Annotated in this window: 18 protein-coding genes and 1 rRNA gene; 4 read left to right on the top strand and 15 right to left on the bottom strand. The window is 66.2% G+C overall.

What is annotated here, in order from left to right; genetic code table 11:
* Positions 1-9: 9 nt before the first annotated feature.
* The 9 genes from E0E18_RS11995 to E0E18_RS11955 are packed head-to-tail and all read right to left on the bottom strand — an operon-like array spanning position 10 to position 9,914.
* Positions 10-2,037 (bottom strand): urocanate hydratase, encoded by a 2,028-nt coding sequence (locus E0E18_RS11995; RefSeq protein WP_130841014.1) that lies wholly within the window; start codon positions 2,035-2,037, stop codon positions 10-12.
* A gap of 58 nt (positions 2,038-2,095) precedes the next feature.
* The gene (gene hutI / locus E0E18_RS11990; protein ID WP_202616741.1) at positions 2,096-3,310 is read right to left on the bottom strand and encodes an imidazolonepropionase; all 1,215 of its coding nucleotides are present in this window, start codon (positions 3,308-3,310) and stop codon (positions 2,096-2,098) included.
* 2 nt (positions 3,311-3,312) lie between these two features.
* Positions 3,313-4,683, bottom strand: coding sequence for a formimidoylglutamate deiminase (locus tag E0E18_RS11985; RefSeq protein WP_130841011.1), 1,371 nt, complete (start codon positions 4,681-4,683; stop codon positions 3,313-3,315).
* Positions 4,676-5,935, bottom strand: a complete 1,260-nt coding sequence (locus E0E18_RS11980) for an allantoate amidohydrolase (protein WP_237559770.1) — start codon at positions 5,933-5,935, stop codon at positions 4,676-4,678. Before E0E18_RS11980 ends, E0E18_RS11985 begins: the two co-directional genes overlap by 8 nt.
* Positions 5,936-5,946: 11 nt before the next feature.
* Positions 5,947-6,600 (bottom strand): IclR family transcriptional regulator, encoded by a 654-nt coding sequence (locus E0E18_RS11975; protein WP_130841009.1) that lies wholly within the window; start codon positions 6,598-6,600, stop codon positions 5,947-5,949.
* A complete protein-coding gene (locus tag E0E18_RS11970) occupies positions 6,600-7,517 on the bottom strand; it encodes an ABC transporter substrate-binding protein (protein ID WP_066590075.1) in 918 nt (305 codons plus the stop codon). The genes E0E18_RS11975 and E0E18_RS11970 overlap by 1 nt, the downstream gene beginning before the upstream one ends.
* Before the next feature lie 51 nt (positions 7,518-7,568).
* Positions 7,569-8,252, bottom strand: coding sequence for an ABC transporter permease (locus E0E18_RS11965; protein WP_110481893.1), 684 nt, complete (start codon positions 8,250-8,252; stop codon positions 7,569-7,571).
* Positions 8,242-8,892, bottom strand: coding sequence for an ABC transporter permease (locus E0E18_RS11960; protein ID WP_066590069.1), 651 nt, complete (start codon positions 8,890-8,892; stop codon positions 8,242-8,244). The genes E0E18_RS11965 and E0E18_RS11960 overlap by 11 nt, the downstream gene beginning before the upstream one ends.
* A 20-nt stretch (positions 8,893-8,912) precedes the next feature.
* Positions 8,913-9,914 (bottom strand): ABC transporter ATP-binding protein, encoded by a 1,002-nt coding sequence (locus tag E0E18_RS11955; RefSeq protein WP_066590187.1) that lies wholly within the window; start codon positions 9,912-9,914, stop codon positions 8,913-8,915.
* Between the two features lie 172 nt (positions 9,915-10,086).
* Between E0E18_RS11955 and E0E18_RS11950 the strand changes: the two genes are divergently transcribed.
* Complete coding sequence (locus tag E0E18_RS11950) at positions 10,087-11,580, top strand: aromatic amino acid lyase (RefSeq protein WP_161972287.1); 1,494 nt, start codon at positions 10,087-10,089, stop codon at positions 11,578-11,580.
* 572 nt (positions 11,581-12,152) lie between these two features.
* Here the strand turns inward: E0E18_RS11950 and E0E18_RS13900 are convergent.
* From E0E18_RS13900 to E0E18_RS11935, 4 genes are all read right to left on the bottom strand, one after another.
* Positions 12,153-12,311, bottom strand: a complete 159-nt coding sequence (locus E0E18_RS13900; protein WP_161972286.1) for a hypothetical protein — start codon at positions 12,309-12,311, stop codon at positions 12,153-12,155.
* 651 nt (positions 12,312-12,962) lie between these two features.
* Positions 12,963-13,772 (bottom strand): putative hydro-lyase, encoded by an 810-nt coding sequence (locus E0E18_RS11945; RefSeq protein WP_237559769.1) that lies wholly within the window; start codon positions 13,770-13,772, stop codon positions 12,963-12,965.
* A gap of 14 nt (positions 13,773-13,786) precedes the next feature.
* Complete coding sequence (locus E0E18_RS11940) at positions 13,787-14,974, bottom strand: NRAMP family divalent metal transporter (protein WP_237559768.1); 1,188 nt, start codon at positions 14,972-14,974, stop codon at positions 13,787-13,789.
* Between the two features lie 424 nt (positions 14,975-15,398).
* Positions 15,399-16,418, bottom strand: a complete 1,020-nt coding sequence (locus E0E18_RS11935; protein ID WP_130841002.1) for an alpha/beta hydrolase family protein — start codon at positions 16,416-16,418, stop codon at positions 15,399-15,401.
* A gap of 21 nt (positions 16,419-16,439) precedes the next feature.
* Here E0E18_RS11935 and E0E18_RS11930 point away from each other — a divergent pair, with 21 nt between their 5' ends.
* The 3 genes from E0E18_RS11930 (at position 16,440) to E0E18_RS11920 (ending at position 20,398) form a co-directional block, all read left to right on the top strand.
* Complete coding sequence (locus E0E18_RS11930) at positions 16,440-17,753, top strand: aminotransferase class I/II-fold pyridoxal phosphate-dependent enzyme (RefSeq protein WP_130840999.1); 1,314 nt, start codon at positions 16,440-16,442, stop codon at positions 17,751-17,753.
* Between the two features lie 171 nt (positions 17,754-17,924).
* Positions 17,925-19,136, top strand: a complete 1,212-nt coding sequence (locus E0E18_RS11925) for a cobalamin-independent methionine synthase II family protein (protein WP_130840996.1) — start codon at positions 17,925-17,927, stop codon at positions 19,134-19,136.
* A gap of 50 nt (positions 19,137-19,186) precedes the next feature.
* Positions 19,187-20,398 carry a cobalamin-independent methionine synthase II family protein gene (locus E0E18_RS11920; protein ID WP_066590057.1) on the top strand — a complete coding sequence of 404 codons (1,212 nt, stop codon included), beginning with the start codon at positions 19,187-19,189 and terminating at the stop codon, positions 20,396-20,398.
* A 16-nt stretch (positions 20,399-20,414) separates the two neighbouring features.
* Here the strand turns inward: E0E18_RS11920 and E0E18_RS11915 are convergent, their stop codons facing one another.
* The gene (locus E0E18_RS11915; protein WP_130840994.1) at positions 20,415-23,117 is read right to left on the bottom strand and encodes an FtsX-like permease family protein; all 2,703 of its coding nucleotides are present in this window, start codon (positions 23,115-23,117) and stop codon (positions 20,415-20,417) included.
* 251 nt (positions 23,118-23,368) lie between these two features.
* Positions 23,369-23,485, bottom strand: a 5S ribosomal RNA gene (gene rrf, locus E0E18_RS11910).
* Positions 23,486-23,561: the final 76 nt, after the last annotated feature.

Genomic DNA, 23,561 nt, shown 5'->3' with positions numbered 1-23,561 from the left:
CGGCCCCTGTCAGAGAGAGGCCAGGTGCCGGGCGACCGCCTCGTGCACCGTCGCGTCATCGGCCACCGCCGGCACGGTGATATGTGCGTCATGTCCGTGGTCGCGGTTGAACTGGTCGACAACTTCGAGGGCGTGCTCGTTGCGCGCCCAGGCACGTCGGGCCACACCACCCATGACATCCCACAGCATCGCACTGCTGATGATGCGGTCCACCCGCTCCGACCCGTCGAGGACCATGCCGAAACCGCCGTTGATCGACTTGCCGATACCGGTTCCGCCACCGTTGTGGAGGGCGACCAGGCTCATGCCCCGGGCGGCGTTGCCCGCGAAGCACTGGACGGACATGTCCGCCATGACGTTGGACCCGTCCCGGATGTTCGAGGTCTCACGGAACGGGGAGTCCGTTCCCGAGACATCGTGGTGGTCCCGACCCAGCATGATCGGCCCGACCTTTCCTTCCCGGACCAGTTCATTGAACTTCAGGGCGATGCGGATCCTCCCCTCGGCGTCCTGGTAGAGGATCCGGGCCTGCGTGCCGACGACGAGCTGCGCGTCCTCGGCGTCCCGGATCCAGTTGTAGTTGTCACGGTCCTGGTAGCGGCGTTCCGGGTCGATGGCTTCCATGGCGGCCAGGTCAGTGGTGTGGAGGTCCGCCGGATCCCCGCTCAGGCACACCCACCGGAACGGGCCGTAACCGTAGTCGAACAGGTGGGGGCCCATGATGTCCTCGACGTACGAGGGCAGGACGAACCCGTCCTTGTCGTCGACACCGTTCTTCGAGATGGAGGTCTCCCCGGCGTCGAAGACCGCCTTGAGGAAGGCGTTGCCGTAGTCGAAGAAGTACGATCCCCGCTTCACCAGGGCGTCGATGAGGTGGTAGTGGTGACGCAGGGTGCTGTCGACCAGCGTCCGGAATTCTGCGGGGTCCTCGGCGATCATTCTGGTCCGCTCCCCGAAGCTGAGCCCCTGGGGGCAGTACCCGCCCTCGTAGGGGACATGGCACGAGGTCTGGTCCGACAGCAGGTCGATCCTGATGTCCCTGTCCAGCGCGTACTCGAGCAGGTCGACGATATTGCCCTCGTAGGCGATGGAGATGGCGGTGCCGGAGTCCAGGTTGTCCTTCGCCACGGAGAAGACCTTGTCGAGGTCCGGGGAACTGACGTCCACCCATCCCTGGTCCAGACGGGTCTGGATACGCGAGGGGTCGACTTCCGCGATGACGCCGACCCCGCCGGCGAGCTTCATCGCCTTGGGCTGCGCACCGCTCATCCCTCCGAGACCGGAGGACACGAACAGCCGTCCGCGGAGATCATCCTGCTCAGGAATTCCGAGGAACAGCCTCCCCGCGTTGAGGAGGGTGTTGTAGGTGCCGTGGACGATTCCCTGCGGACCGATGTACATCCACCCTCCGGCGGTCATCTGTCCGTAGTTCGCCACCCCCATCTCCTCGGCGATCTCCCAGTCCTTCGGGTTGTCGAACTCGCCGACCATCAGCGAGTTGGTGATGATCACGCGGGGAGCGTCCGGACGGGAGGGGAACAGTCCGAGGGGGTGCCCCGATTCCATCACCAGCGTCTGTTCCCGGGTCAGGACGCCGAGGTAGTGCCTGATCAGCCGGTACTGCATCCAGTTCTGGCACACCGATCCGGTCTCTCCGTAGGTGACCAGTTCATAGGGGTACAGCGCCACCGCGAAGTCGAGGTTGTTGTCGATCATCACCTGGAAGGCCCTGCCTTCCAGCGTGGCTCCCGGGTACTGGTCCACCGGCCGGCCCCAGATCCGACCGGCCGGACGGAAACGGTAGCCGTAGATGCGCCCGTAGGTGGTGAGCTCCTCGAGGAACTCCGGGATGATCTGGTCGTGCAGTGACGGGTCGATGTAGCGCAGTGCGTTCTTCAGTGCCGTCTCGGTCTGAGACGGTGTGAGCCGGAATCCGCGCGAGGGGGCCCGTCGGATGCCGGGTTCGAAGTCCGGCATCTCGGGCAGTTCCGTGATCAGCGGTGCGGTGTAGGCGGCGGTCGCGGTGGAGTTTGTCATGTCCCGTTCCAATCTTTGTCTTGTACTGCCTGGGGGTGTGTCCCGGTGTCCGGGATCGCTATATGTCGAGTGCTCTGACCAGGGGAACTCCTGCCCGGTAGACGATGTGGTCCCTGCTCGGGGCGTCCACCACGGCAAGGTCGGCACGGCTGCCCGGCGCGATCTTTCCCACGTCGGCCCGGCGCAGTGCGCGTGCACCGCCGGCCGTGGCGGCCCAGAGTGCCTCGTCCGGGGTCATCCCCATCTCCCGGACGGCGATGGCCATGGCCATGGACATCGAGTTCGAGTAGCAGGTTCCCGGGTTGCAGTCCGTGGCCACGGCCACGGTGATTCCGGCGTCGATGACCCTGCGTGCGTCGGGGTAGGGCTGTCTGGTGGAGAACTCCACCACCGGCAGGAAGGTCACGACCGGTCCACCGGAGCCTGCCGCCTGTGACAGCAGGTCGATGTCCGCGTCGGTGAGGAAGGTCGCATGGTCGACGGACGCCGCCCCGAGTTCCACCGCCAGGCGCGGGCCGGGCCCCGGGCCCAGCTGTGCACCGTGCACCCTCAGTCCGAGGCCGTGGTTCCGGGCGCTTTCCAGGATCTCCCGGGACTGGTCCTCGTCGAAGGCGACGGGAGAGTGGGGCTCGCAGAAGACGTCACCCCATTTCGCCGAGGGGGCACACGCCTGAGTCATGGCTCCTGCGACCAGGTGGACATAGGCGTCGGGGTCGTGCCGGTACTCTGCCGGGACAACATGACCCCCGAGGAAGGTGACTTCCCCGGTCATCTCGTGTGCGATTCCCAGCAGACGCTTCTCCTGGGTCGTGTCCAGTCCGTAGCCGCTCTTCACCTCGAGCAGGGTCGTTCCCTGTGCCCGGGCCTCACCGACGAGACGCCGCGCCCGTTCCCGCAGGGCATCGTCCGTGGCTGACCTCGTCGCCGCGACGGTGGAGGCGATTCCTCCGCCGTCGTAGGCCGCGCCCGCCATCCGTGCCGTGAACTCCGCGCTGCGGTCCCCGGCGAAGACGATGTGGCTGTGGCTGTCGACGAACCCCGGAATGACGGCTCTGCCGCCCACGTCCACGGTCCGTTCGGCGTCCGGTGCGGTGGCGGCGGTTCCGGTCCAGGTGACGGTGCCGTCCTCGACCAGCACGGCGGCACCGGGGATGACGCCGAGGTCCCAGTCCGGCCCGTCGTTCGTGACGAGTTCCGATATGCCCGTGATCAGCGTCGTGGTCCCGGTTGTTGTCCCGGTTGTTGTCCCGGTTGTTGTCCCCGTTGTTGTCACAGTCAGCTCCTCAGCTTTCCGATGATGGAATCCAGTCCGTCGCAGGGGTCCTCCACCCCGGGGACCACGCCGTCTTCGGCGACGAGGTCTCCGCCGACGAAGACCCGGCGTACCTGCGCTGCGGTGGCGGTCTGCGGAATCCTGTCCGGCAGCACTCCCGTCAACTGCAGAGAACTGTCGTCCACCTCCACCCAGTCCGCGAGGGAACCGACGGCGATCCTTCCTGCTTCGGGCCATCCGGCTGCGGGTTGACCGGCCCCGGAGAGCATGGCGACAAGATCTCGGGGGGCGAGGTTCTCCCTGCGCCTGCTGCGCAGGCGTTCGTGCATCTCTGCGCTCCTGACCTCACGGAAGGGGTCGATGAGCACGTTCTCGTCGGAGCCGATGCACATCGGTACGCCGGCATCTGCCAGCCGCAGCACCGGTGCTATACCGTCGGACAGATCTGCCTCCGTCGACGGGCACACGCACACTGTGGCCCCGTCGTCCGCCAGGATCCGGACATCGTCGTCGGTCAGGTGCACGGCGTGCACGGCAACCGATTTCGGCGTCCAGGCCCCTGCCTCCCGGAGCAGGCCGGTCGGGGTCAGCCCGGTGTGCTGCAGGCATGCCTCGTTCTCCGCCTCCTGTTCCGACAGGTGGACGTGCAGGACCGTGTCCCGCTGCCGGGCCCAGTCGGAGACTGTCGCCAACTGTTCCCGGGGGACGGCACGCACCGAGTGGACGGCCGCACCCAGTCTGAACATGTCGTCGTCCGGAATCGGGTTGATCCTCTCCGCCCAGCCGGCTGCGTCACCGTCGGAGAACCGGTTCTGCACTCCTTCCGGTGCCGCGCCGAATCCCGAGGAAAGGTAGCAGGTGTCCAGCAGGGTCAGTCTTATCCCCACCTCCCGGGCCGCCTGCTTCAGTGCCAGGCCCATGATGTTGGGGTCCTGGTAGGGGGTGCCGTCGGGCTGGTGGTGGACGTAGTGGAACTCGGCGACGGAGGTGTACCCGGCGGCGAGCATCTCCGCGTAGAGGCTGCGGGCGAGCCGGAGGTAGCTGTCCGGGTCAAGCCGCGAGGCGATGCGGTACATCGTCTTCCGCCAACCCCAGAAGGTGTCCCCGGGGGCTCCCGCTCCCCGGAGGGCACGGTGGAAGGCGTGGGAGTGGCAGTTGGCTGCACCGGGCAGGACGGTTCCGTCCAGCACCGTGTCACCGCTGCGGGGGTCGACGTCGGCGACCACCGAGGCGACTGTCCCGTCGAGGACCTCGACCCGTACGCGTTCAGCTACACCGTCGGGCAGCCAGGCCCGTCGCATCCAGTAGCCGGTAGCGGTCGGAGTTGCAGCCGCCGTGATGGCGGCGGTGGCGGCGGTGGCGTTTTCAGCCACGGGACACCCCCTGCACGGTGTCAGCCTGGACGGTGGTCAGCCACCGGTCCACGCTGACCAGGGCACCGGCGAGAGCCTTGACCCCGAGAGCGCAGTCAGACAGTTCGGCATGTTCGGCCGGGGTGTGGGACGCTCCCGTACCGTTCCGGACGAAGAGCATGGACACCGGCACACCGTGGTTCTGGAGGACGCCGGCGTCATGGCCGGCGCCGGTTCCGACCACGGGCAGCTCCTGTCCGGTGGCCTCCGCGGCGCCCTCGGCCACCACCTCCCGCAGCCGGGAGTCGAACCAGGTCCCGGGGGTCCAGGACTGTCTGACGGGGGCGAAGTCGGCGACATCGTCAAGGACCGCCTCCACGGCGTCCTCACCCGGCGCCCGCACATCCAGCGAGGCCGTGACACGCGACGGAATGACGTTGACACCGTTGGGTTCGACCCGGAGACGCCCGACGGTGGCACTGGCGTCATGCACGACCGCGGAGTCCCTCACCGCCAGGACGAACTCCGACGCCCTGACCATCGCGTCGGACCGCCGGTCCATGGGGGTGGTGCCTGCATGGTTGGCCTCACCGGCGACGGTCACCTCCCAGCGCCCGTGGGGCCAGATGTGACTGGCGACCCCGACAGGGGCGTCCAGGTCGCCGAGAGCGACCCCCTGCTCGACATGGAGTTCGATGTGCGCCCCGATCACGGAGACCAGGTCCGGGTCCGCACCGTAGTCTTCCGGGTCCACACCTTCGGCCCGCAGGGCCTCGGACAGGGTGGTTCCTGCGGCATCCCGGCGCGACAGCGCCTCCTCGGCGGACAGACTTCCGGTCAGGACCCGCGAACCGAAGCAGGCTATCCCGAACCGTGCACCTTCCTCGTCGCTGAACACGACGACTCCCACCGGGTGTTCCGGCACGACTCCCCCGTCCTGCAGCAGCTCGACGGCCGCCAGCGCACTGACGACGCCGAGGGGGCCGTCGAACTCCCCTCCTCCGGGGACGGAGTCGAGATGGGAGCCGGTCGTGACACCGGGCCGGTCGGGGGTGGGGCGTCCTCCCCACCAGGACCAGATGTTCCCGGCCCTGTCGACGTCGACCGTGAGACCGAGTTCACGGCTTTTCGCGGTGAACCATTCCCGCAGAACCCGGTCCTCGTCCGTCCACGCGAAACGTGACCATCCGCCACCGGTGGCCCGGCCGACCGGTGAGATTTCAGCGAGCATTGCCGCCACACGTTGTTCCAGTGCCCTGGTGTCGTCTGTCACCTTGTCTCCTCTCACTTCAGTTCTCCTCCCAGTGCACATTCCACGTCCGAGGCCATCTCCCTGAGATCGAAACTCAGGGCGTCGATGATGTCGGCGTCCATGCGGTAGCTGGGCGCCACAATGCTCAGCGCCGCCACCAGCTGACCGCCGACCCTCACACCCGTGGCGATGGCGGTCACGTCCTTCTCCACACTGTCCTCCACGACCGCGGCCTCCCCTTCGTCACCTCGGAAGACCTTCCCTGCCGCGGAGTTGTCCAGGGGTATGGTGTTGCCCACCCAGCTGACGTGACGGACGGAGTGGGTCCCCTCCTCGATGTGGATGTAGAGGGCCTCCTCCTGGCTCACCTTCACCGACAGGTACACGGATTCACCGCATTCGGCGGCCAGGGCCCGCATATAGGGTCCGGCGCTGTTGATCAGGTTGTTCTTCGACAGTGCTCTGGCGCCGAGCTGGATCAGCCGGGGCCCGGCGCGGTAGCTTCCGTCCTCTTCCCTGCGCAGGAAACCCTGGGCGCACAGTGAACGCAGCAGCCGCAGTGCGGTACTTGCCGGCAGATCGGCGTCCCGCGCCGCCTCTGTCAGTGTCATGGAGTCTTCGCTGCACACGATGCCCAGCAGCTGGAGTGCCCGCTCGACGGATTTGGTGACTCCCTCGCCCGCCATCAGGACGCCAACCCCTCAGCCTTGAGCCACTCATCGGCGATCTGGCCGAGATCACCGCCGTCGGCGATCTTCCTGTTCATGTCGGTCAACCCTTCCGTCGTCAGTGCCGCCTGCACCTTGTTGATGACCTCACGTCCCTGGTCGGTGATCTTCGAGGACCGCACGACGGGGACGATCTGCGCGGGAAGGAACAGGTTCTTGTCGTCTTCGAGGGGTTTGAGGTCGTTGTCCTCGATCGCGGGATCGCTGCTGAACATGTCGCCGGCCTGAGCCTGGCCGCTCTTCAGGGAGGCGAGGGTCAGCGGCCCTCCTGCGTCAAGGACCTTGAAGCTCTTGAAGTCGAGTCCGTAGACCTCCTTGAGACCAGCGACACCCATGTAGCGTTCCTTCCATTCCGAAGGCCCGGCGAGGGTCATGTCGCCGGCGAGTCCCTGCAGGTCGGAGACCTTGTCGACCTCGGGGTGTTCACGGGCGAAGTCACTTGACAGTGTCACGACATCCTTGTTCTCCGCCTCCGACACATCCAGGATCTCGAGGCCGTCACCGACCTTCTCCTTCAGTTCAGCGGTGATCTTCGCGGGGTCTGTCTCCGTGGTGTCGGGGTCGAGTGCGGAAAGGTAAGTTCCGCTGTACTCGGGGAGCATGTCGATCGAACCGTCCTTGAGTGCCTCGAGATAGATCTCCCGGCTGCCGATCCCCAGTTTCTCGGTCACGTTGATGCCCGCGTCACGGAGTGCGTGGGAGTAGATCGTCGCGAGAAGCTGGCTTTCGGAGAAGTCCGCCGATCCGATGGTCAGTGTCGAGCTGTCTCCCGAGGAGCCGGTGCCGGAGGAGGTCGGGTCCCCGCCGCCGCAGCCTGCCAGGAGGGATCCCGTCACTGCCGCCGCGACAACTGTGGTCATTACTTTTTTGAACATTGTGTCTCCGTTTCGATGCTGTGCTGTCTGTGGTTCTGTGGTTCTGGGGTTCTATTTCTTCACTCTGAGTCCACGGGGGACCGCCACCCGTTGCGCAGCCATGAAGATGAGGTCCATGACCAGTGCGAGAAGTGTGATGAGAACTGCTCCGCCGGCGATCTGGGCGTAGTCGTTCATCGCCCGTCCGTCCAGGATGAAGCGCCCGAGTCCGTTGAGGGACACATATGCCGCGACCGTGGCCGTTGAGACGATCTGCAGGAGGGCGCTGCGGATCCCCGAGATGCCCAGGGCCGTGGCACAGGGAATTTCGACCCTGAACACGATGGAGATCTCGGACATGCCCATTCCCCGGGCGGCGTCGATGACGTAGTCGGGAACGGAGTCGAATCCGGTGACGATTCCGGTGATGATCGGGGGGACTGCGAGGAGGACCAGGACGATGAGGCCCGGGACCAGGAATGCCAGGTCACTGGAGAAACTGGGGGAGATGAGGATCACCAGGAGTATGAGGAGACCCAGTGTGGGCAGGGCCCTGGCGGCGTTGGCCAGTGCCATGACCGTCTGCTTGCCCCGTCCCGTGTGCCCGATGTACACGGCCACCGGGGCGGCCACCGCTGTGGCGACCACCAGGGAGACCAGCGAGTAGAGGATGTGGTAACCGAGCTGGTAGAGAATTCCGCCGTCACCGCCCCAGTTACCCGGGTCGGTCAGCCATGAGATGACTTCAGTGAGCACGCTTGCCTCGCTTCCATGGGGACAGCAGCCTGCCGATGAACACCAGCACGAGGTCGAGGACCACGGCCAGGAGGAGACTGAACACCAGTCCCGCCACGATCGGTTCCATGCTGTTCCGGGTGAATCCCAGTGTGAACAGTGTGCCCAGCTGGCTGATACCGATCGTCGCGGCGATCGTCACGATCGAGACATTGGACACGACGACGTTCCTCAGACCGGCGAGGACCGCGGGCACGGCCAGCGGAAGGCGGACGCGGAAGTATTCCTGGACGCCGGTGAATCCCATGGCTTTCGCGGAGATCAGGGTGGTCTCGTCGACCGATGTAAGCCCGTCCACCACCACGCGCACCAGCAGTGCGACGGTGTAGATGGTCATGGCGACCACGATGTTCACGGGGTCGAGGATCTTCGTCCCCAGGATTCCCGGGAGCAGCACGAACAGGGCGAGTGAGGGAATCGTGTAGAGCAGTGATGTTCCGGAGACGACGAACTCCCGGATTCTCGGGACGTAGGTGGCCAGTGTCCCCAGCAGCAGGGAGATCACCAGCCCGATTCCGGTCGGGACGAGTGTGAGTTTCAGGTGACTTTTCGTCAGGTCGATGATGAGGTCCATGTTTTCCGGGACCCATTGCCAGTTCATGGTGATCTGCCGTCCTGCCGTTATTCCTGTGCCCGTGCGGCAGCTGTGACGGCACCGGAGTCGAAGCTCCCCGCCACCCGTCCGGAGGGGTCCACTGCGACGGCCCGTCCGGCGGGCGCGGCCAGGGTCGCGTCGAGGCAGGCCTGGAGGTTGTCGGTCCCGACCGTCACGGCCCAGTCCAGGGTCGCGGCATCCAGGACGTCACCGGTCCTGATCTCGCCGCCGGGGTGGGTGACGGGCAGAGGATCGAGTACGAGACCGGCGGATGAGCCGAATGCCAGGGCCCGGTAGTCCCGTCCTTTCCCGAGGAAGTTCCGGACGAACTCGTTGGCCGGTGCGTTGAGGAGTTCCTCGGGTGTCCCGATCTGCTCGATCTTCGCCTTTTCCCCGAGGACGACAACCTGGTCCGCCAGAAGCAGCGCCTCGTCGATGTCGTGGGTGACGATGATGATCGTTTTGGCGACCTTGGCCTGGATCTTCAGGAACTCTGTCTGGAGCTGTTTGCGGACCACGGGATCAACTGCGCTGAAGGGCTCGTCCATGAGCATGAACGGCGGGTCGGCGGCGAGGGCTCTGGCCACCCCGACCCGTTGGCTCTGGCCTCCGGAGAGCTGTCCCGGGTACTTGTCCTCGAACGAGGAGTCGAGACCGACCATGTCCATGAGTGAACGGGCGCGTTCACGCAGGGCTGCCTTGTCGATGTTCTTCTTCTCGAGGCGTGGCACGGTCTCGATGTTGTCGATCACGGTCCTGTGCGGGAGCAGACCCGCGTTCTGGATGACGTATCCGATGTGGCGGCGCAGTTCGACCACGTCACGGGATTTCACGGATTCCCCGTCGAGGAGAATCTCACCGGAGCTGGGTTCGATCAGCCGGTTGACCATCCTCAGAGTGGTGGTCTTGCCGCAGCCCGACGGTCCGACGAGCGCGGTGATCCTGCCGTTGGGAGCACTGAACGTCAGGTCCGTCACTGCGACGGTGCCGTCCGGATACTTCTTCGACACGTTTCTGAGCTCAATCATGAGGCTCCTCTTGGTTGCGGTGGTGACAGTCTCAATCTGCTGCGTCACCGTGTCGTCCGAGTTACTTCATTGTTACCGTATCATGAAACTGGACTTTCACGATGTGGAAGTTGATATGCTCCGGAGTGTTCACGTCAACACATATCCGCATGTCAAACGAAGGAAGCTCCCCATGCCTTTCGAACTCGGCGACCAGCTCACCCCTGACTCCCTCTGGAGAATCGCCGTGGAACAGGACACCGTCTCCGTCCCGGACAAGGTCCTCGACAGGATCGGCCGGCTCCACCACCGCCTGGAATCCCGGGACACCTCGCAGCCGGTGTACGGCAGGACCACCGGTGTCGGCGGCAACAAGTCCACACGCCTGGAGGGTGAGGGACACGGCATGAGGCTCCTGCGCAGTCACGGCCTGGAAACCGGGGAACCTCTGGACCGTCCCGTGGTCAGGGGCATGATCGCGGTGCGCGCCAGCCAGCTCTCCCACCCCGGCTCCGGAGTCCCCCCGGAACTGCTGCAGCGCCTCGTCGGGCTGCTGGACGCCGATGAACTGCCCACCGTTCTCTCCCGGTCGGCCATCGGCACCGGGGACCTCTCCGCCCTGGCGGGACTCGGGCTGGCCCTTGCCGGGGAGCGTCCCTGTACCCCGGAGATGCACCAGGCGCCGTTCCGCTTCAGTTCAGACAATGCTCTCCCGTTCATCAGCAGCAGTGCACTCACCGTGTCGCGGGCCGCCCTCAGCCTCGTCAGACTCGGGAAGCTGACGGACGCCGCGGCGGCGGTGTTCGCACTGACCGCCTCTGCGGTCGCCGCCAATCCGCAGCACTGGTCCGCAGCCTCCGCCCGGGCCGCCGCAGCCCCCGGCGTCCCGGAGGTGGCTGATCTGCTGCGGAGGCTGACCGATTCCCCCGCCTTCCACGGGCCCGTTCCCCGCGTCCAGGAACGGTACGGATTCCGTACCTTCATCACGGTTCTCGGGGCTCTCGTGGCACGGACTGCGGCGCTGCGGGACCACCTGACCGCACTGATGAACATCGCCCAGGAGAATCCCCTGTTCGTCGAGGCGGAGGACGGAACTGTCGACGCTGTGCACCACGGCAACTTCAACCAGATCGAACTGGCCCAGGAGCTGGACGCCGTGAACCTCGCACTGGCGTGCACCTGCCCGCTCACCGAAAGCAGGATCGCGGACGCCATGGACCCCGGCATCACCGGTCTCCCCCCGTTCGTGGCACAGGGGCCCGAGGGGTCCTCGGGACTCATGATCCTCGAGTACGTCTCCTCCTCCGCCGGTGCCGAGATGCGCGCCTCCGCTGCCCCGGTCTCCCTGGGGACCACGACAGTGTCCCGGGGGATGGAGGAGGACGCCAGTTTCGCACCCCAGGCCGTCGACCAGCTGAACCGTTCCCTGGACGCCTTCGAGGTGCAGCTGGCCTGTGAGCTCTTCGCCGCCGTCCGGGTCCTCCGTCTCCGCGGCCGCGCCGGACTGCTGTCCCCCGTACTCCGCGAGATCTGGTCCGGGGCGTCCACGTTCGACACCACCGACGAGGACCACGATCTCAGGCCGGGTTTCCGCCGCACACTCGACTTCGTGCCCGGTATCGCCGACATCCTCCGCAGCTCACCTGGTCACGGACTGACGGCCGGCCGCGGGGTCCGCGCGGAATAAGGCGCTGCCCGGTCGACACGCTCCTGCTGAGAGCTCCCGACCCACTGTCCGGACGCCGGGTTTGACAAGATCCGACCGCAGTGAGCCCACAAAGTCGTACCGTGACCACGGCCTCCGAGGTCACCGACGTACAGATCACGCATTCCGAGAGACCAGATTTCCGGCGACCAGATTCCCGGGACATCGGCCACATCCGCACCACCCCACCGACGGGTTCCGAAATGCGGTCACCGGCGTGTGTGCTGATCATGCGGGGATGGGACCGACCTTATAAGTCCTCAATGAGGTCACCACTCCGTATTCCGAGAAGAAAGGGTGACTGGTTCCGCGTGACCGGGTGACCCGAGGAGCGCCTAATCGACCAGTGTGACTCACCCTCGGAATGCTCACCGGCACAAACGGGTTTCCCCTGCGTATCCGGGCGTTCGAGTGCAACAAGCTTGAAACGACGGCATTCGTCCCGCAGCTGGAGGCGCTTACGGACACCTACGGCCTTAGTGACGTCACCGTCGTCGCTGGCGCGGGCATGATCAGTGACACCAACCGGCGGTATCTGGAACAGCTGGCCTGCCCTACGTGCCAGGTGGGCAGACCGGGAAAATGCGGTACCCGATGCGGTCACGGCACGGGCCGGCGTCGATCTCCCTCTCTGCCGGCCAGGTGTCCGAGTAGTACTTGTCAAGGCAGTGCTCACCTGCATCCACGATCTCGATCACCAGACGCAGTACCACCCACAGGCCTTTATGTCGAGCTATCGGCTCGGATACCGGTGACCCGTTCCAGAGTGCGGCCAACACCCGTCGCCGCGGCGTCCGACACGCTCATCATCCGCTCGACGACCAAGCCGGCGAAACTCTGTTCCACCTGATGGCGTCCGATGCCCTCGCCCCAGGAGGGTCGCGTTGGTGAACAGGCAACGGTCGCCGGACGACCACGCGGGGAACGACGCGGAGTTCTCCGAACCCGCTACGCACAGGGCGGTCAGTGGTCCGGCGTAAAGGACGTCTATTCCCCCAGGTTAGACGAGGTGATGACGGCGGCGACGACGGCGGCGACGATCCACGTCGGGTCCGGGAACCACTCCATCTCCATCTGTCAAAAGATCCCCGTGGATCCGGAGGACGTCTCGACCACCGTGCGCCCTCCTGGATCCACCCGTTGGCCATGCCGTGGACGAAACAGTGTGCGGGCCCGCCGGAGCTTCAATGGACCAGTCGGGTGGGTGGTCTCGTTCCTGAGGCAGAGGTCCGCACCCCGGCCATTTGACAGCGGCATACTCAGCGGATGGTTGTCCGCCGAGCGGTGCGGATCGGCCCGGGTCTACAGGGTCGCCTCAGCGGTCCAGAGGTTCGCAACGGCGGCGTACCGGTTGATGCCGTCCGTCACGGCACCTGGTACTGCAGGTCACGGGCATCCGTCACCAGCATGTGTCCCGGCGAGTGGGTGATGGCCAGTTCCGGCTTCGAGCTCATCACCACGGACTGCGGGGTCACGCCACAGGCCCAGAACACCGGCACCGTTCCCGGGGCAACCTCGACGGCGTCGCCGAAGTCCGGGTGCGCGAGGTCAGGGACACCAATGACACCGGGATCACCGACATGCACCGGGGCCCCGTGGACCGAGGGATAGCGAGAGGTGATGCGCACAGCATCCGCCACCTGATTCGCCGGGACCGGGCGCATGGAAACCACCATCGGCCCGTGAAACTTCCCTGCCGGAGAGGTCTCGATAGAGGTTCTGTACATAGGAACGTTGCACCCTTGCTCGATGTGCGCGACCGGAATTCCGTTGTCGAGGAGAGCTGATTCAAAAGTAAAGGAGCAACCGATGATGAAGGAGACGAGGTCTTCACGCCACAAGCCAGTCACATCGGCGCGTTCTTCGGTGAGTTCACCGTTGCGGAACACACGGTATCCCGGAATGTCGGTCCGGATATCACCCCCGAGGAGTAGTTCGGAGGAGATCTCCCCCGGTTCGAGGATACCGAGCAACGGGCACGACTTCGGATTGCGCTGCGCGAAAATGAGGAAGTCGAAGGCATCCTCTTTCGGCAGAGTGATGAGGTTGGCCTGTGCGTAGCCCGCAGAAAACCCGGGGGTGGGGACCTGCAGGCCGTCTCGGAAGAGCGCGCGTGCCTGCGCCGGCGACAGCGCGGCCCGTTCTTCGTGGGAGATCGGGGATGGGACAGTCACGGATGGATTCCTCTCTATTTCCAGAGATCAGCAATACCGGTCAGCGAGTTCCACCCGAGGTAGAACTCCAGCGCCAGAACGATGACGCCGATAACCAGCAGCCACTTCGGATACGCGTACCCGTGGAGCAGATCTCGGCGCTTCCAGGCGACCCAGAGCACAAGAGCGAAGGCGACGGGAAGGATGATCCCGTTGAATGCTCCCGCGAAGATCAGAAGGGTCTGGGGAGCGGCGCCGAGGAACAGGAAGATTACCGCGCAAAAGGCGATGAACGCCACAGTGAGAGCATTCCGGTTTTTCGGCTGCGTCTGCTGGGTCGTGATAAAGGTGATTGAAGTGTACGCGGCGCCCACCACTGAACTGAGTCCGGCGGCCCAGAGCACGATCCCGAACATGCGGAGTCCCAGTTCACCGGCAGCGTGGTAGAAGGCATCCGCGGCGGTATTGTCCTCTGCCAGTGTCACTCCGGTCGCGGCTACGCCGAGCACGGCCAAAAACAGAAGGATGCGCATCACACCGGTGATGACTATGCCCGCGATGGACGTCTTCGTGATCCTGCCGACATTCTCCGGACCGGTGACACCACTGTCGATAAGTCGGTGTGCTCCGGCAAAGGTGATGTATCCGCCGACGGTGCCACCGACCAAAGTGGTGATCACCATAAAGTCGATTTCGTCGGGAGCCACGGTGTTCTTCAGAGCCTCCCCCACCGGCGGGTTGGAGACTACGGCAACGTAGAGCATGAGGAGGATCATCAGGGCGCCGAGGCCGACCATGATGCGGTCCAGAGCGAGACCGGCCTTTCGGGACAGGAAGACACAGATAGCGATGAGGGCGGAGAGTGCGCCACCGAGCTTCGGGTCCATGCCGAGCATCGCGTTGGTCCCCAGCCCGGCTCCCGCGATGTTGCCGATGTTGAAGGCGACACCTCCGGTGAACACGAGGACTGCGATGAACCACCCGAGACCGGGAAGCACGGTGTTCCCCAGTTCATGGGCTCGCTGTCCGGAGACAGCCAGAACCCGCCACACATTCAGCTGCACAGCTATGTCGATGATGATGGAGATGATGATCGCAAATGCGAGTGCAGCCCCCATCTGGACGGTGAAGACACTGGTCTGGGTCAGGAACCCTGGACCGATGGCGCTGGTGGCCATCATGAACATCGCCCCGAATGTCGCCGCGCGACCGGTGGGAGTCATTCCTTTCCTGCGCTGTCCGTCTGATGGCCCGACTGCCGTTTTCTCACCGGTAGCAGCCGTACCACTGCCCTCGGGACAATTGTCCGCGCCAGCTTCGTTCATCGTTGCACCTCTTTCGTTATGGTGCAGATCACTTTATGGGATTGTTGAACAACCCACAATGTATGTGTTCAACAATCTGAGAGCTTTTACAAGACTGTAACGCTGGCAGCGCCGATGGACGGATCCGCGCCCAAGCCCAGGGAGATTGGTGATCAGACTGTGACGCCACCGCCTGCGTGAGGTCGAATCCGCACGTGATTCCCACATTGCGCCGGCTTCGGCAGCCCCCGAGCATGCAGCTCGTGCGCTACCAGTACCCGGAGACAGCTGTCCTGTACCTGTTTTCCGCCTCCCGTTACCGGTTAAAACACCCTGATCTCGCCTACCGCCGGGCCAGCCATGCCGCATCGTCAGAGACTCTCCGGCGCCACACGTCCGGCACGCCGATGATGTGCTCAGACAGGTACTCCGCGTACTCGAAGTCCGTGCCGGTGGCAGGCTCCCGGCCGCCGGTACGGGCGGTGAACCAGTCCAGGACAGTCTGCGGATGCGTCCCCCTGGAATCCTCCGACGCCACCGACACCCTCGTGGAGACCCCCGACAGGTCGAGGTCCTGCCCTTCCGGGATCCGTGGTGTCATCGCCAGCAGGAACGAGGCGTCCTCCACGACCTGCTCCGCCACCGTCAGCCCGGACCCGAAGGTCACCAGGCCGACCCGGTCCGCTGCAGCTCCCGCGACGAACTCCCCGGCCCGTTCCCGCACCTCCGCGACCGCGGACGCCACCGCGGCGGCGGTCTTCTGCAGAGTTCCGTCCCCGTAGCCCGGCAGGGGGTACACCAGGTCGACGACCGTCACCCCGGACTTCTCCGCCAGTGCCGCGAACAACGGCAGCCACAGCTGGTCATGGCTTTCGGCGTCCCCGAACCAGCCCGGCCCCCCGTGCAGGCTCACAGCTACCGCACCCGTCGGGGACGAGGGACGCAGCACCGTGGCAGCCAGGCCGGCGATAACGACGGGGGACGCCGCGGGTCCCGACCTCAGGAAGGCGACACCCGGCATCGTCTGGTCGAGTCCGGCCCCCAGCACCAGGAGGCTGCAGTGGGTGATGAGGTCGGGCACACGGGCCCACATCCGTTCCGTGGCGTCCTTCAGTTCGGCGGTGACCGCACCGCCCGCACCCTCGTCAGTGGTCAGGGAGGTGTAGATCTCCGGGTAGGAGTCACGGAAGTACTGCAGGAGCAGGCCCAGCTGCTGACGTGGGCTGAGCTTGTCATGGCCGGCCATGGCGTCCTTCGGATGACCCTTGGGCAGGTCAGCGGGGTCCACCGCCTCCAGGTGTTCGACATGGTCGGGGTCCGCGCCGGTGGCGGTGAGGGGGGTGGGTCGCTGGATGTGAGTCATGTCGCCCATAGTATTGCGGTCATGGTCCAGTCCCCCGCACACACCACCACTTCCACCACACCCCCGGGCCGGGGTCACCGACCGGCCGGCCGCGTCGCCGGCATCGGCCCGACCATCTTCGCCACCGCCACCGCCGAAGCGGTGCGAACAGGTGCCGCCAATCTCGGCCAGGGTTTCCCCGACGACGACGGTCCGGCCGAGATGCTGCGTATCGCCGCGGACGCCATTCTCAGCGGCGACAACCAGTACGGTCCGGGTCCGGGTGTCGCACAGTTGCGCGAGGCGGTCGCACGGGACCGGCGCAACCGCTGGGGACAGCAGGTCACCGCCGACGACGTCCTGGTCACCGTGGGCGCCACCGAGGCCATCGCGGCCTCCGTGCTCGGCCTGGTCGACGAGGGGCAGAGTGTCGTGACCCTGGAGCCGACCTATGACGCCTACACGGCGGCGGTCGGGCTGGCGGGTGCGACGGTACGTCCGGTACGGCTCAGACTGTCCACAACCGGCACAACCGGCACAACCGGCACCGGCAGCACAGGGGTCCGCCGCTGGTCCCTCGACAGGGAGGCATTCGCCGCCGCTGTCGCCGGGCCGGGGACCGCCGCCGTGCTCCTCAACACACCGCACAACCCCACCGGCACGGTTCTGGGCCGCGGTGACCTCGAGTTCATCGCCGATTGTGTGCGGGGAACAGACATCGTCGTCATCAGTGACGAAGTCTATGAGCGTCTCGCCTTCGACGGGGAGCACATTCCCTTCGCGACCTTGGACGGCATGGCCGACCGCACGGTCACCATCTCCTCGGCCGCGAAGAGTTTCAACGTCACCGGCTGGAAGACCGGATGGGCGATCGCCGTGCCGGAACTGCTCGGCCCTGTCACCGCGGCGAAGCAGTTCCTCACCTATGTCGGGGTCACGCCCCTGCAGCCGGCGGTGGCCTGGGCCCTGGACAACGCGGACGCGTGGTCCCGGGACTGGGCACGGACACTGCGTTCCCGCCGCGGGCGGCTCACCACGGCCCTGAGGGACGCCGGGATGGAGGTTCTGGGAAGTGACGGGACATACTACGTGATCACCGACATCTCCCCGTTGGGGCTGACGGGGGCCGACGGGAACCCCATGTCTGCCGAGGAGTTCTGCCGGCGTCTTCCTGCAGCTGTGGGCGTGGCAGGGATACCGGTCTCCGCCTTCGTCAACGACCGTGCGGCCGCCGACCCCTCTGACCCGGTGCACACGCTGGTCCGGTGGACGTTCTGCAAGAACGATGAGACGCTGGATCTCGCCGCCGTGCGTCTGCGTTCGGGGGTGAAGGTACACCTCGCCGGGGGTGAATAGTCACCTACTGAACCGCTCGGTCTAGAATCCCCCACAGAGTTCCACTGAAGATTCTCACTTAAGCGTTTCACCACAGAGTTGCACTGTGGTTCACCGTGCCAACCACACCGTGTCTGACACGGTGTCCCACTTCGGCTGCGCCTCCGTCAGCCCCGTCCCTCAGGAGTAACCATGGCCGACAAGATCCGTACCACCCACGTGGGATCCCTGCCCCGCACCCCCGAACTGCTGGAGGCAGGGGCCCGCATGGCAGCCGGGGACATCGACCGGACCGAGTTCCTCGATGTCCTGCGCACCAGTGTCAACGAGGTCGTCGCCCGTCAGCACAACCTCGGCATCGACATCGTCAACGAAGGTGAGTACGGCCACATCACCTCCGACCCGATCGACTTCGGAGCCTGGTGGTCCTACATTTTCGACCGCTTCTCCGGACTGCGAGCCCCGCAGCCCGGCGAGTGGGTGGAGATGGACGTCGTCCGCTCCTCCCCCGGCAACGTGCAGTTGACGAGCATGAACGACCGCCGTGACTGGACCGCGTTCCGTGAGGCGTACTCCGATCCCTCGTCGGGCTGTCTCATGGGCAGGGCGATGAGCGTACCCACCTTCGTCGGCCCGGTGACCTACACCGGGCAGGAGCAGGTCAGTGCCGACATCGACCTGCTCACCACAGCTCTCGACGCCGCCGGACCCCCCCGGAAGGACGCCTTCATGGCGGCCATCTCCCCCGGTTCGGCCGCCCGCCTGGCCAACGAGTACTTCGCCTCGGACGAGGAGATCGTCATCGCCTGTGCCGAGGCGCTGCACGAGGAGTACAGGGCGATCACGGACGCCGGCTTCACACTGCAGATCGACGCCCCTGACCTCGCGGAATCCTGGGACCAGATCAACCCGGAGCCCACGGTCGCCGACTACCGGGCGTGGATCCGCATCCGTATCGACGCGATCAACCGGGCCCTTCGCGGAATCCCCCGGGAGCAGGTCAGGCTGCACATCTGCTGGGGATCCTGGCACGGCCCGCACACCACGGACGTGCCTTTCGGCGCCATCGTCGAGGAATGCCTCAGGGCGGAGGTCAGCGGCCTCACCTTCGAGGGCGCCAGCCCCCGCCACGCCCACGAGTGGCGGGTGTGGTCGGAGCACCAGCTGCCCGAGAACACCCTGATCTACCCGGGTGTCGTGTGCCACTCCACCAATGTCGTGGAGCACCCCCGTCTCGTCGCCGACCGGATTCTGCAGTTCACGGACCTGGTGGGCCCCGAGAACGTCGTCGCCTCCACCGACTGCGGTCTGGGAGGACGCCTGCACCCGCAGATCGCCTGGGCGAAGCTGGAGTCCCTGGTCGAGGGCGCCGCCCTGGCGTCCCGCGAGATCTACGGCAGCTAGACAGCTGCCCCGTCAACTAGTCCATCCGAGAAAGAGACACGAAGAGTCACATGGTCAACAAGATCCGCACCACCCACGTAGGGTCGCTGCCCCGCACCCCGGAGCTGCTGGACGCCAACAGCCGTTTCAGTTCCGGAGAGATCTCCCGTGAGGAGTTCCTCACGATCCTCCAGCAGAGCGTCGACGAGGTCGTCGCCCGCCAGCACAACCTCGGTCTCGACATCATCAACGAGGGCGAGTACGGCCACATCACCTCCGGGGCGGTGGACTACGGCGCCTGGTGGAACTACACCTTCACCCGGCTGGGCGGCCTGACGATGACGGACACCGACCGGTGGGCCAACCCGGAGCGGATCCGTTCCACCCCGGGGCACATCAGGCTGACCAGCTTCCCTGACCGACGCGACCGTGCCGCGTTCAGCGAGGCCTACGAGGACCCGGAGTCCGGTATCTTCACCGGCCGCGCGAAGGTCGCGAACCCGGAGTTCACCGGCCCGGTGACCTACATCGGCCAGGAGGAGGTCGACACCGACGTCCAGCTTCTCACCACTGCCCTCGACAAGGTCGGTCACGACCGGTCCGGGGCTTTCGTCGCAGCCATCGCCCCCGGTTCCGCCGCCCGTCTGACCAACAAGTTCTACGACACCGACGAGGAACTGGTCCGGGCCTGCGCGGACGCACTCTCCCACGAGTACAGGGCCATCACCGACGCCGGTTTCACCGTCCAGTTCGACGCTCCCGACCTCGCCGAGGCATGGGACCAGATCAACCCCGAACCGACGGTCGCCGACTACCGCGCGTGGATCCGCATCCGCATCGACGCACTCAACGAGGCCATCCGGGACCTGCCCCGCGAACAGACACGGCTGCACATCTGCTGGGGATCCTGGCACGGCCCGCACACCACCGACATCCCCTTCGCGGACATCATCGACGAGGTCCTGCGGGCCCGGGTGGGCGGCTACAGCTTCGAGGCCTCCAGCCCCCGCCACGCCCACGAGTGGCGGGTCTGGACCGACCACCAGCTTCCGGAGAACACCCTGATCTACCCGGGTGTCGTCTGCCACTCCACCAATGTCGTCGAGCACCCCCGTCTCGTCGCCGACAGGATCGAGAAGTTCGCCGGGATCGTCGGCCCCGAGAACGTCGTCGCCTCCACCGACTGCGGTCTGGGAGGACGCCTGCACCCCCAGATCGCCTGGGCCAAGCTGGAGTCCCTGGTCGAGGGTGCCGCCATCGCGACGAAAGAGCTCTTCGGCTGACCCTCCCGGACCTGCGTCAGTCCTCCACGGCGTCCAACGGGGGGATGCGGGCGGCCCTCACCGCCGGCACCACCGCAGACACCACCCCCACGACGACAGATCCCACGAGGACGCCCAGGACCAGTCCACCCGGTACGACAAGGGCTGTCAGCCCCACGCCGCCCAGGGCGCCCTGGAGGCCGTAACCTGCGGCGAGGCCCGTGACAACGCCGACCACGGCACCGTACACGGAAGTCAGCACCGCTTCCGCGGTCAGGGTCCTGCGCACGAACCCGCGGGACGCCCCCACCGCCCGCAGCATCCCGATCTCCCGGCGACGCTCCACGACGGACAGTGCCAGCGTATTCGCCACACCTGCCACGGCCACCAGCACCGCCAGTGCACAGAGCGCGTAGACGAGGGCGGTGAACCTGTCGACGAGTTTCGTCTGCTGCCCAGCGAACTCCTGTGGTGTCTGGACGTCGACGGCCGGGTAGCGGGACACCGCCCCGGCAATTCCCTCACGCAGGGTCGCGGCGTCCTGTGAACCGTCCCCGGTCACGGCGACGGCAAGGGTACGGTGCCCGCCCAGTCCCCTCGAGCCGGGGGCAAGTTTCCAGAATGCGGTGGAGGACACCACCACGTCACCGAGAAGTCGGGAGTGCCCGTAGGTGCCGACCAGGGGCATCGGCGCGGACGCTGGCTGCCCGGGTACCGCGATGTCCACGGTGTCGCCGACAATCCACCCGTGCTGACGGGCGAAGGACGCCGACATCGTCACCCCCTCCCCGTCCGACAGGTCGGTCGTGCCTTCGGTCTCCCCGACATCCAGTGCAGTGGTGGGATCGCCGTCACTGACGGACGCCAGGACGACACCGTCCCCGGCCGTGCCCACGATCAGCGGGGCTTTGCCCACCGTGTAGGTCGAGGCGACGCCCGGGGCGTCCTGCACGGCGGAGACCGCGGGTCCGGGCACAGGCTCGCCGGTCAGCCCGTCCGCCGAACTGACGACAAGATCGGCCGTGACCTCGGAGTCCACCGCCGTCGTCACACCGTTGACGACCGAGGCGCCGAGAGAGCCGGTCACGGTGGTCAGGGCCAGTCCCAGGGTCAGTGCGAACGCGGTTCCGGCCGTCCGCGCCGGATCACGCCGTCCCTGGGCGACGGCAAGTCTGAGGGCCGCCCCGCTGACAGGAAGGCGTCGGGTCAGTGCGGAAACGACCGGCACCATCACAGTGACCAGGCCATGGAGAACCGCCGGGGAGACCAGGTACACCCCGGCGAAACCGGCCACCGTGCCGACGCCGGCGAGTCCCACCCGTGCCCCGGTTCCCGCCCCGGACAGCAGTCGTCCGGCCAGGCACAGGGCCAGGGCTGCGGTGAGCAGCATGAGTCCCACGAGAACACGACCCCACCGGGGCCCGCGTCGGGGAGCCCCGGAGCGGCGCAGAGCCTCTGTAGCTGACACCCGCCCGGCACGCAGTGCGGGCAGCAGTGCTCCGGCGAGTGTCACACCGACCCCCACCGCCACCGGTAGCGCGACCGACACCACTGTGAGCTCCGGGACGGTCAGGCTGACATCGGACAGCCGTCGACCGACAGCGGGAACCACCGACCGGACCACGAGTAGTCCGACCACCACCCCTGCCGAGGATCCTGCCACCGCGCAGGACAGTGCCTCGATGAGGATGGCCGCCACGGTCTGCCCGCGCGTCATGCCCAGTGAGCGCAGAAGTGCGGTGTCCCGCTGACGGCGCACGACAGTGGTCGTGAACGTGTTGAAAATGGTGAAGGCTGTGGCCAGCAGCGCGGTTCCGACGAACGCGTACAAAAGGTAGGGGATGAAACCGATGGTGTCTCTGGTTGTCTTCTCCGCCTCAGCGACAAGCTCGGCACCTGTACGCACGTCCGGCGCAGGGGCGTCGGGGGACGTCAGCAGTGCCGAGACCGATGCTGCTACGGACTCCGCGCCGGACGACCCGGCGACCGCGACGTGGATCTCCGGGACTCCGTCAGCGCCGTAGCGGGCCATGTACTCCCCTGCGGGGAGGTACACCGCAATGTCCCCGCCGCCCCCGGCCGTGCCAGGCGTGCCGCCTGTGCCGGCCGTGCCGCCCGCTACGCCCCCTTCTGGCGGATCCTGCAGTGCCAGACTGTAGTCTCCGGTGCTGTCCTCGACCACGACGATGCTCCCGGGGTGCAGGTCGCCCTGCACCGTGGACGCCGGGATATAGGCCTCACCGCTGCCCGAAACTGTGGGACCCTCCCCGGAGCCTTCTCCGGCCGAGGACTCGCCCGGTATCTGCGACTGCCCGCGGGTGCTGCCCTTACCGTTGATCGGCCAGGGTTCGAGGTGGACGCGGTGCCCCGCAGTGTCCGCCGGTGTGCCGTCGGGGAGTGTGACGCTGACGGTCCTCCTGTCGTCAACTGACACTGAAGACACGTCCTGCAGGGATGCGATCCTGTCGGGGAAAGACGGGTCAAGTTCCGTGCTGCTCTGTCCCGGTCGGACCACCACGTCCACTCCCTCGTAGCCGGAGCTCATCATCGAGGACGCCGTGGTGTTCAGGACCGAGATCAGCATCTGGGTGGACGTGAGGAAGGCGACCGCCACGGCGATCGCCAGAACACTGAGGAACTGTCGGGGTGCGCTGCTGCGCAGCGACCGCAGCGACAGCCTCAGCACGGTTCCCCCTGCCCGGGCAGGCGAACGCTCATCCCGCGTGTGGTCACGCGTCATTACTGCTCACCTGGTCCACCTTCCGGTGTCACCGCGCCCGCTACTCGTCGCGTGCCTATCCTGTCCGGTAACCTCCCCGACGGTACCGGTGCAACGGCCACCGTGCGACACCTGCCCCCTGGGGTGAATTGTGGGTGAACACCGCACGCAAAAAAACAGAGAGTGCACAGGCACAGGAACCGACCAACCATCCACACAGGACAGTCAACCAGACCCCGCACCCACACACCCTCAACAACAAAAAAGAATGATGCCGGCAGTGACCTACTCTCCCACACCCTCCCAGGTGCAGTACCATCGGCGCAGGCAGGCTTAGCTTCCGGGTTCGGAAAGGGACCGGGCGTGACCCCACCGCTGAAACCACCGACAAACACAACGAAACAACACACGCCACACACCCCCCACAACACACCAAGGGGGCCGGGCACACGGTGCCGTTCCAGA

This window comes from Corynebacterium neomassiliense, from assembly GCF_900626215.1.
Taxonomy (GTDB): domain Bacteria; phylum Actinomycetota; class Actinomycetes; order Mycobacteriales; family Mycobacteriaceae; genus Corynebacterium; species Corynebacterium neomassiliense.
This window is presented reverse-complemented; position numbering and strand designations above follow the sequence as displayed.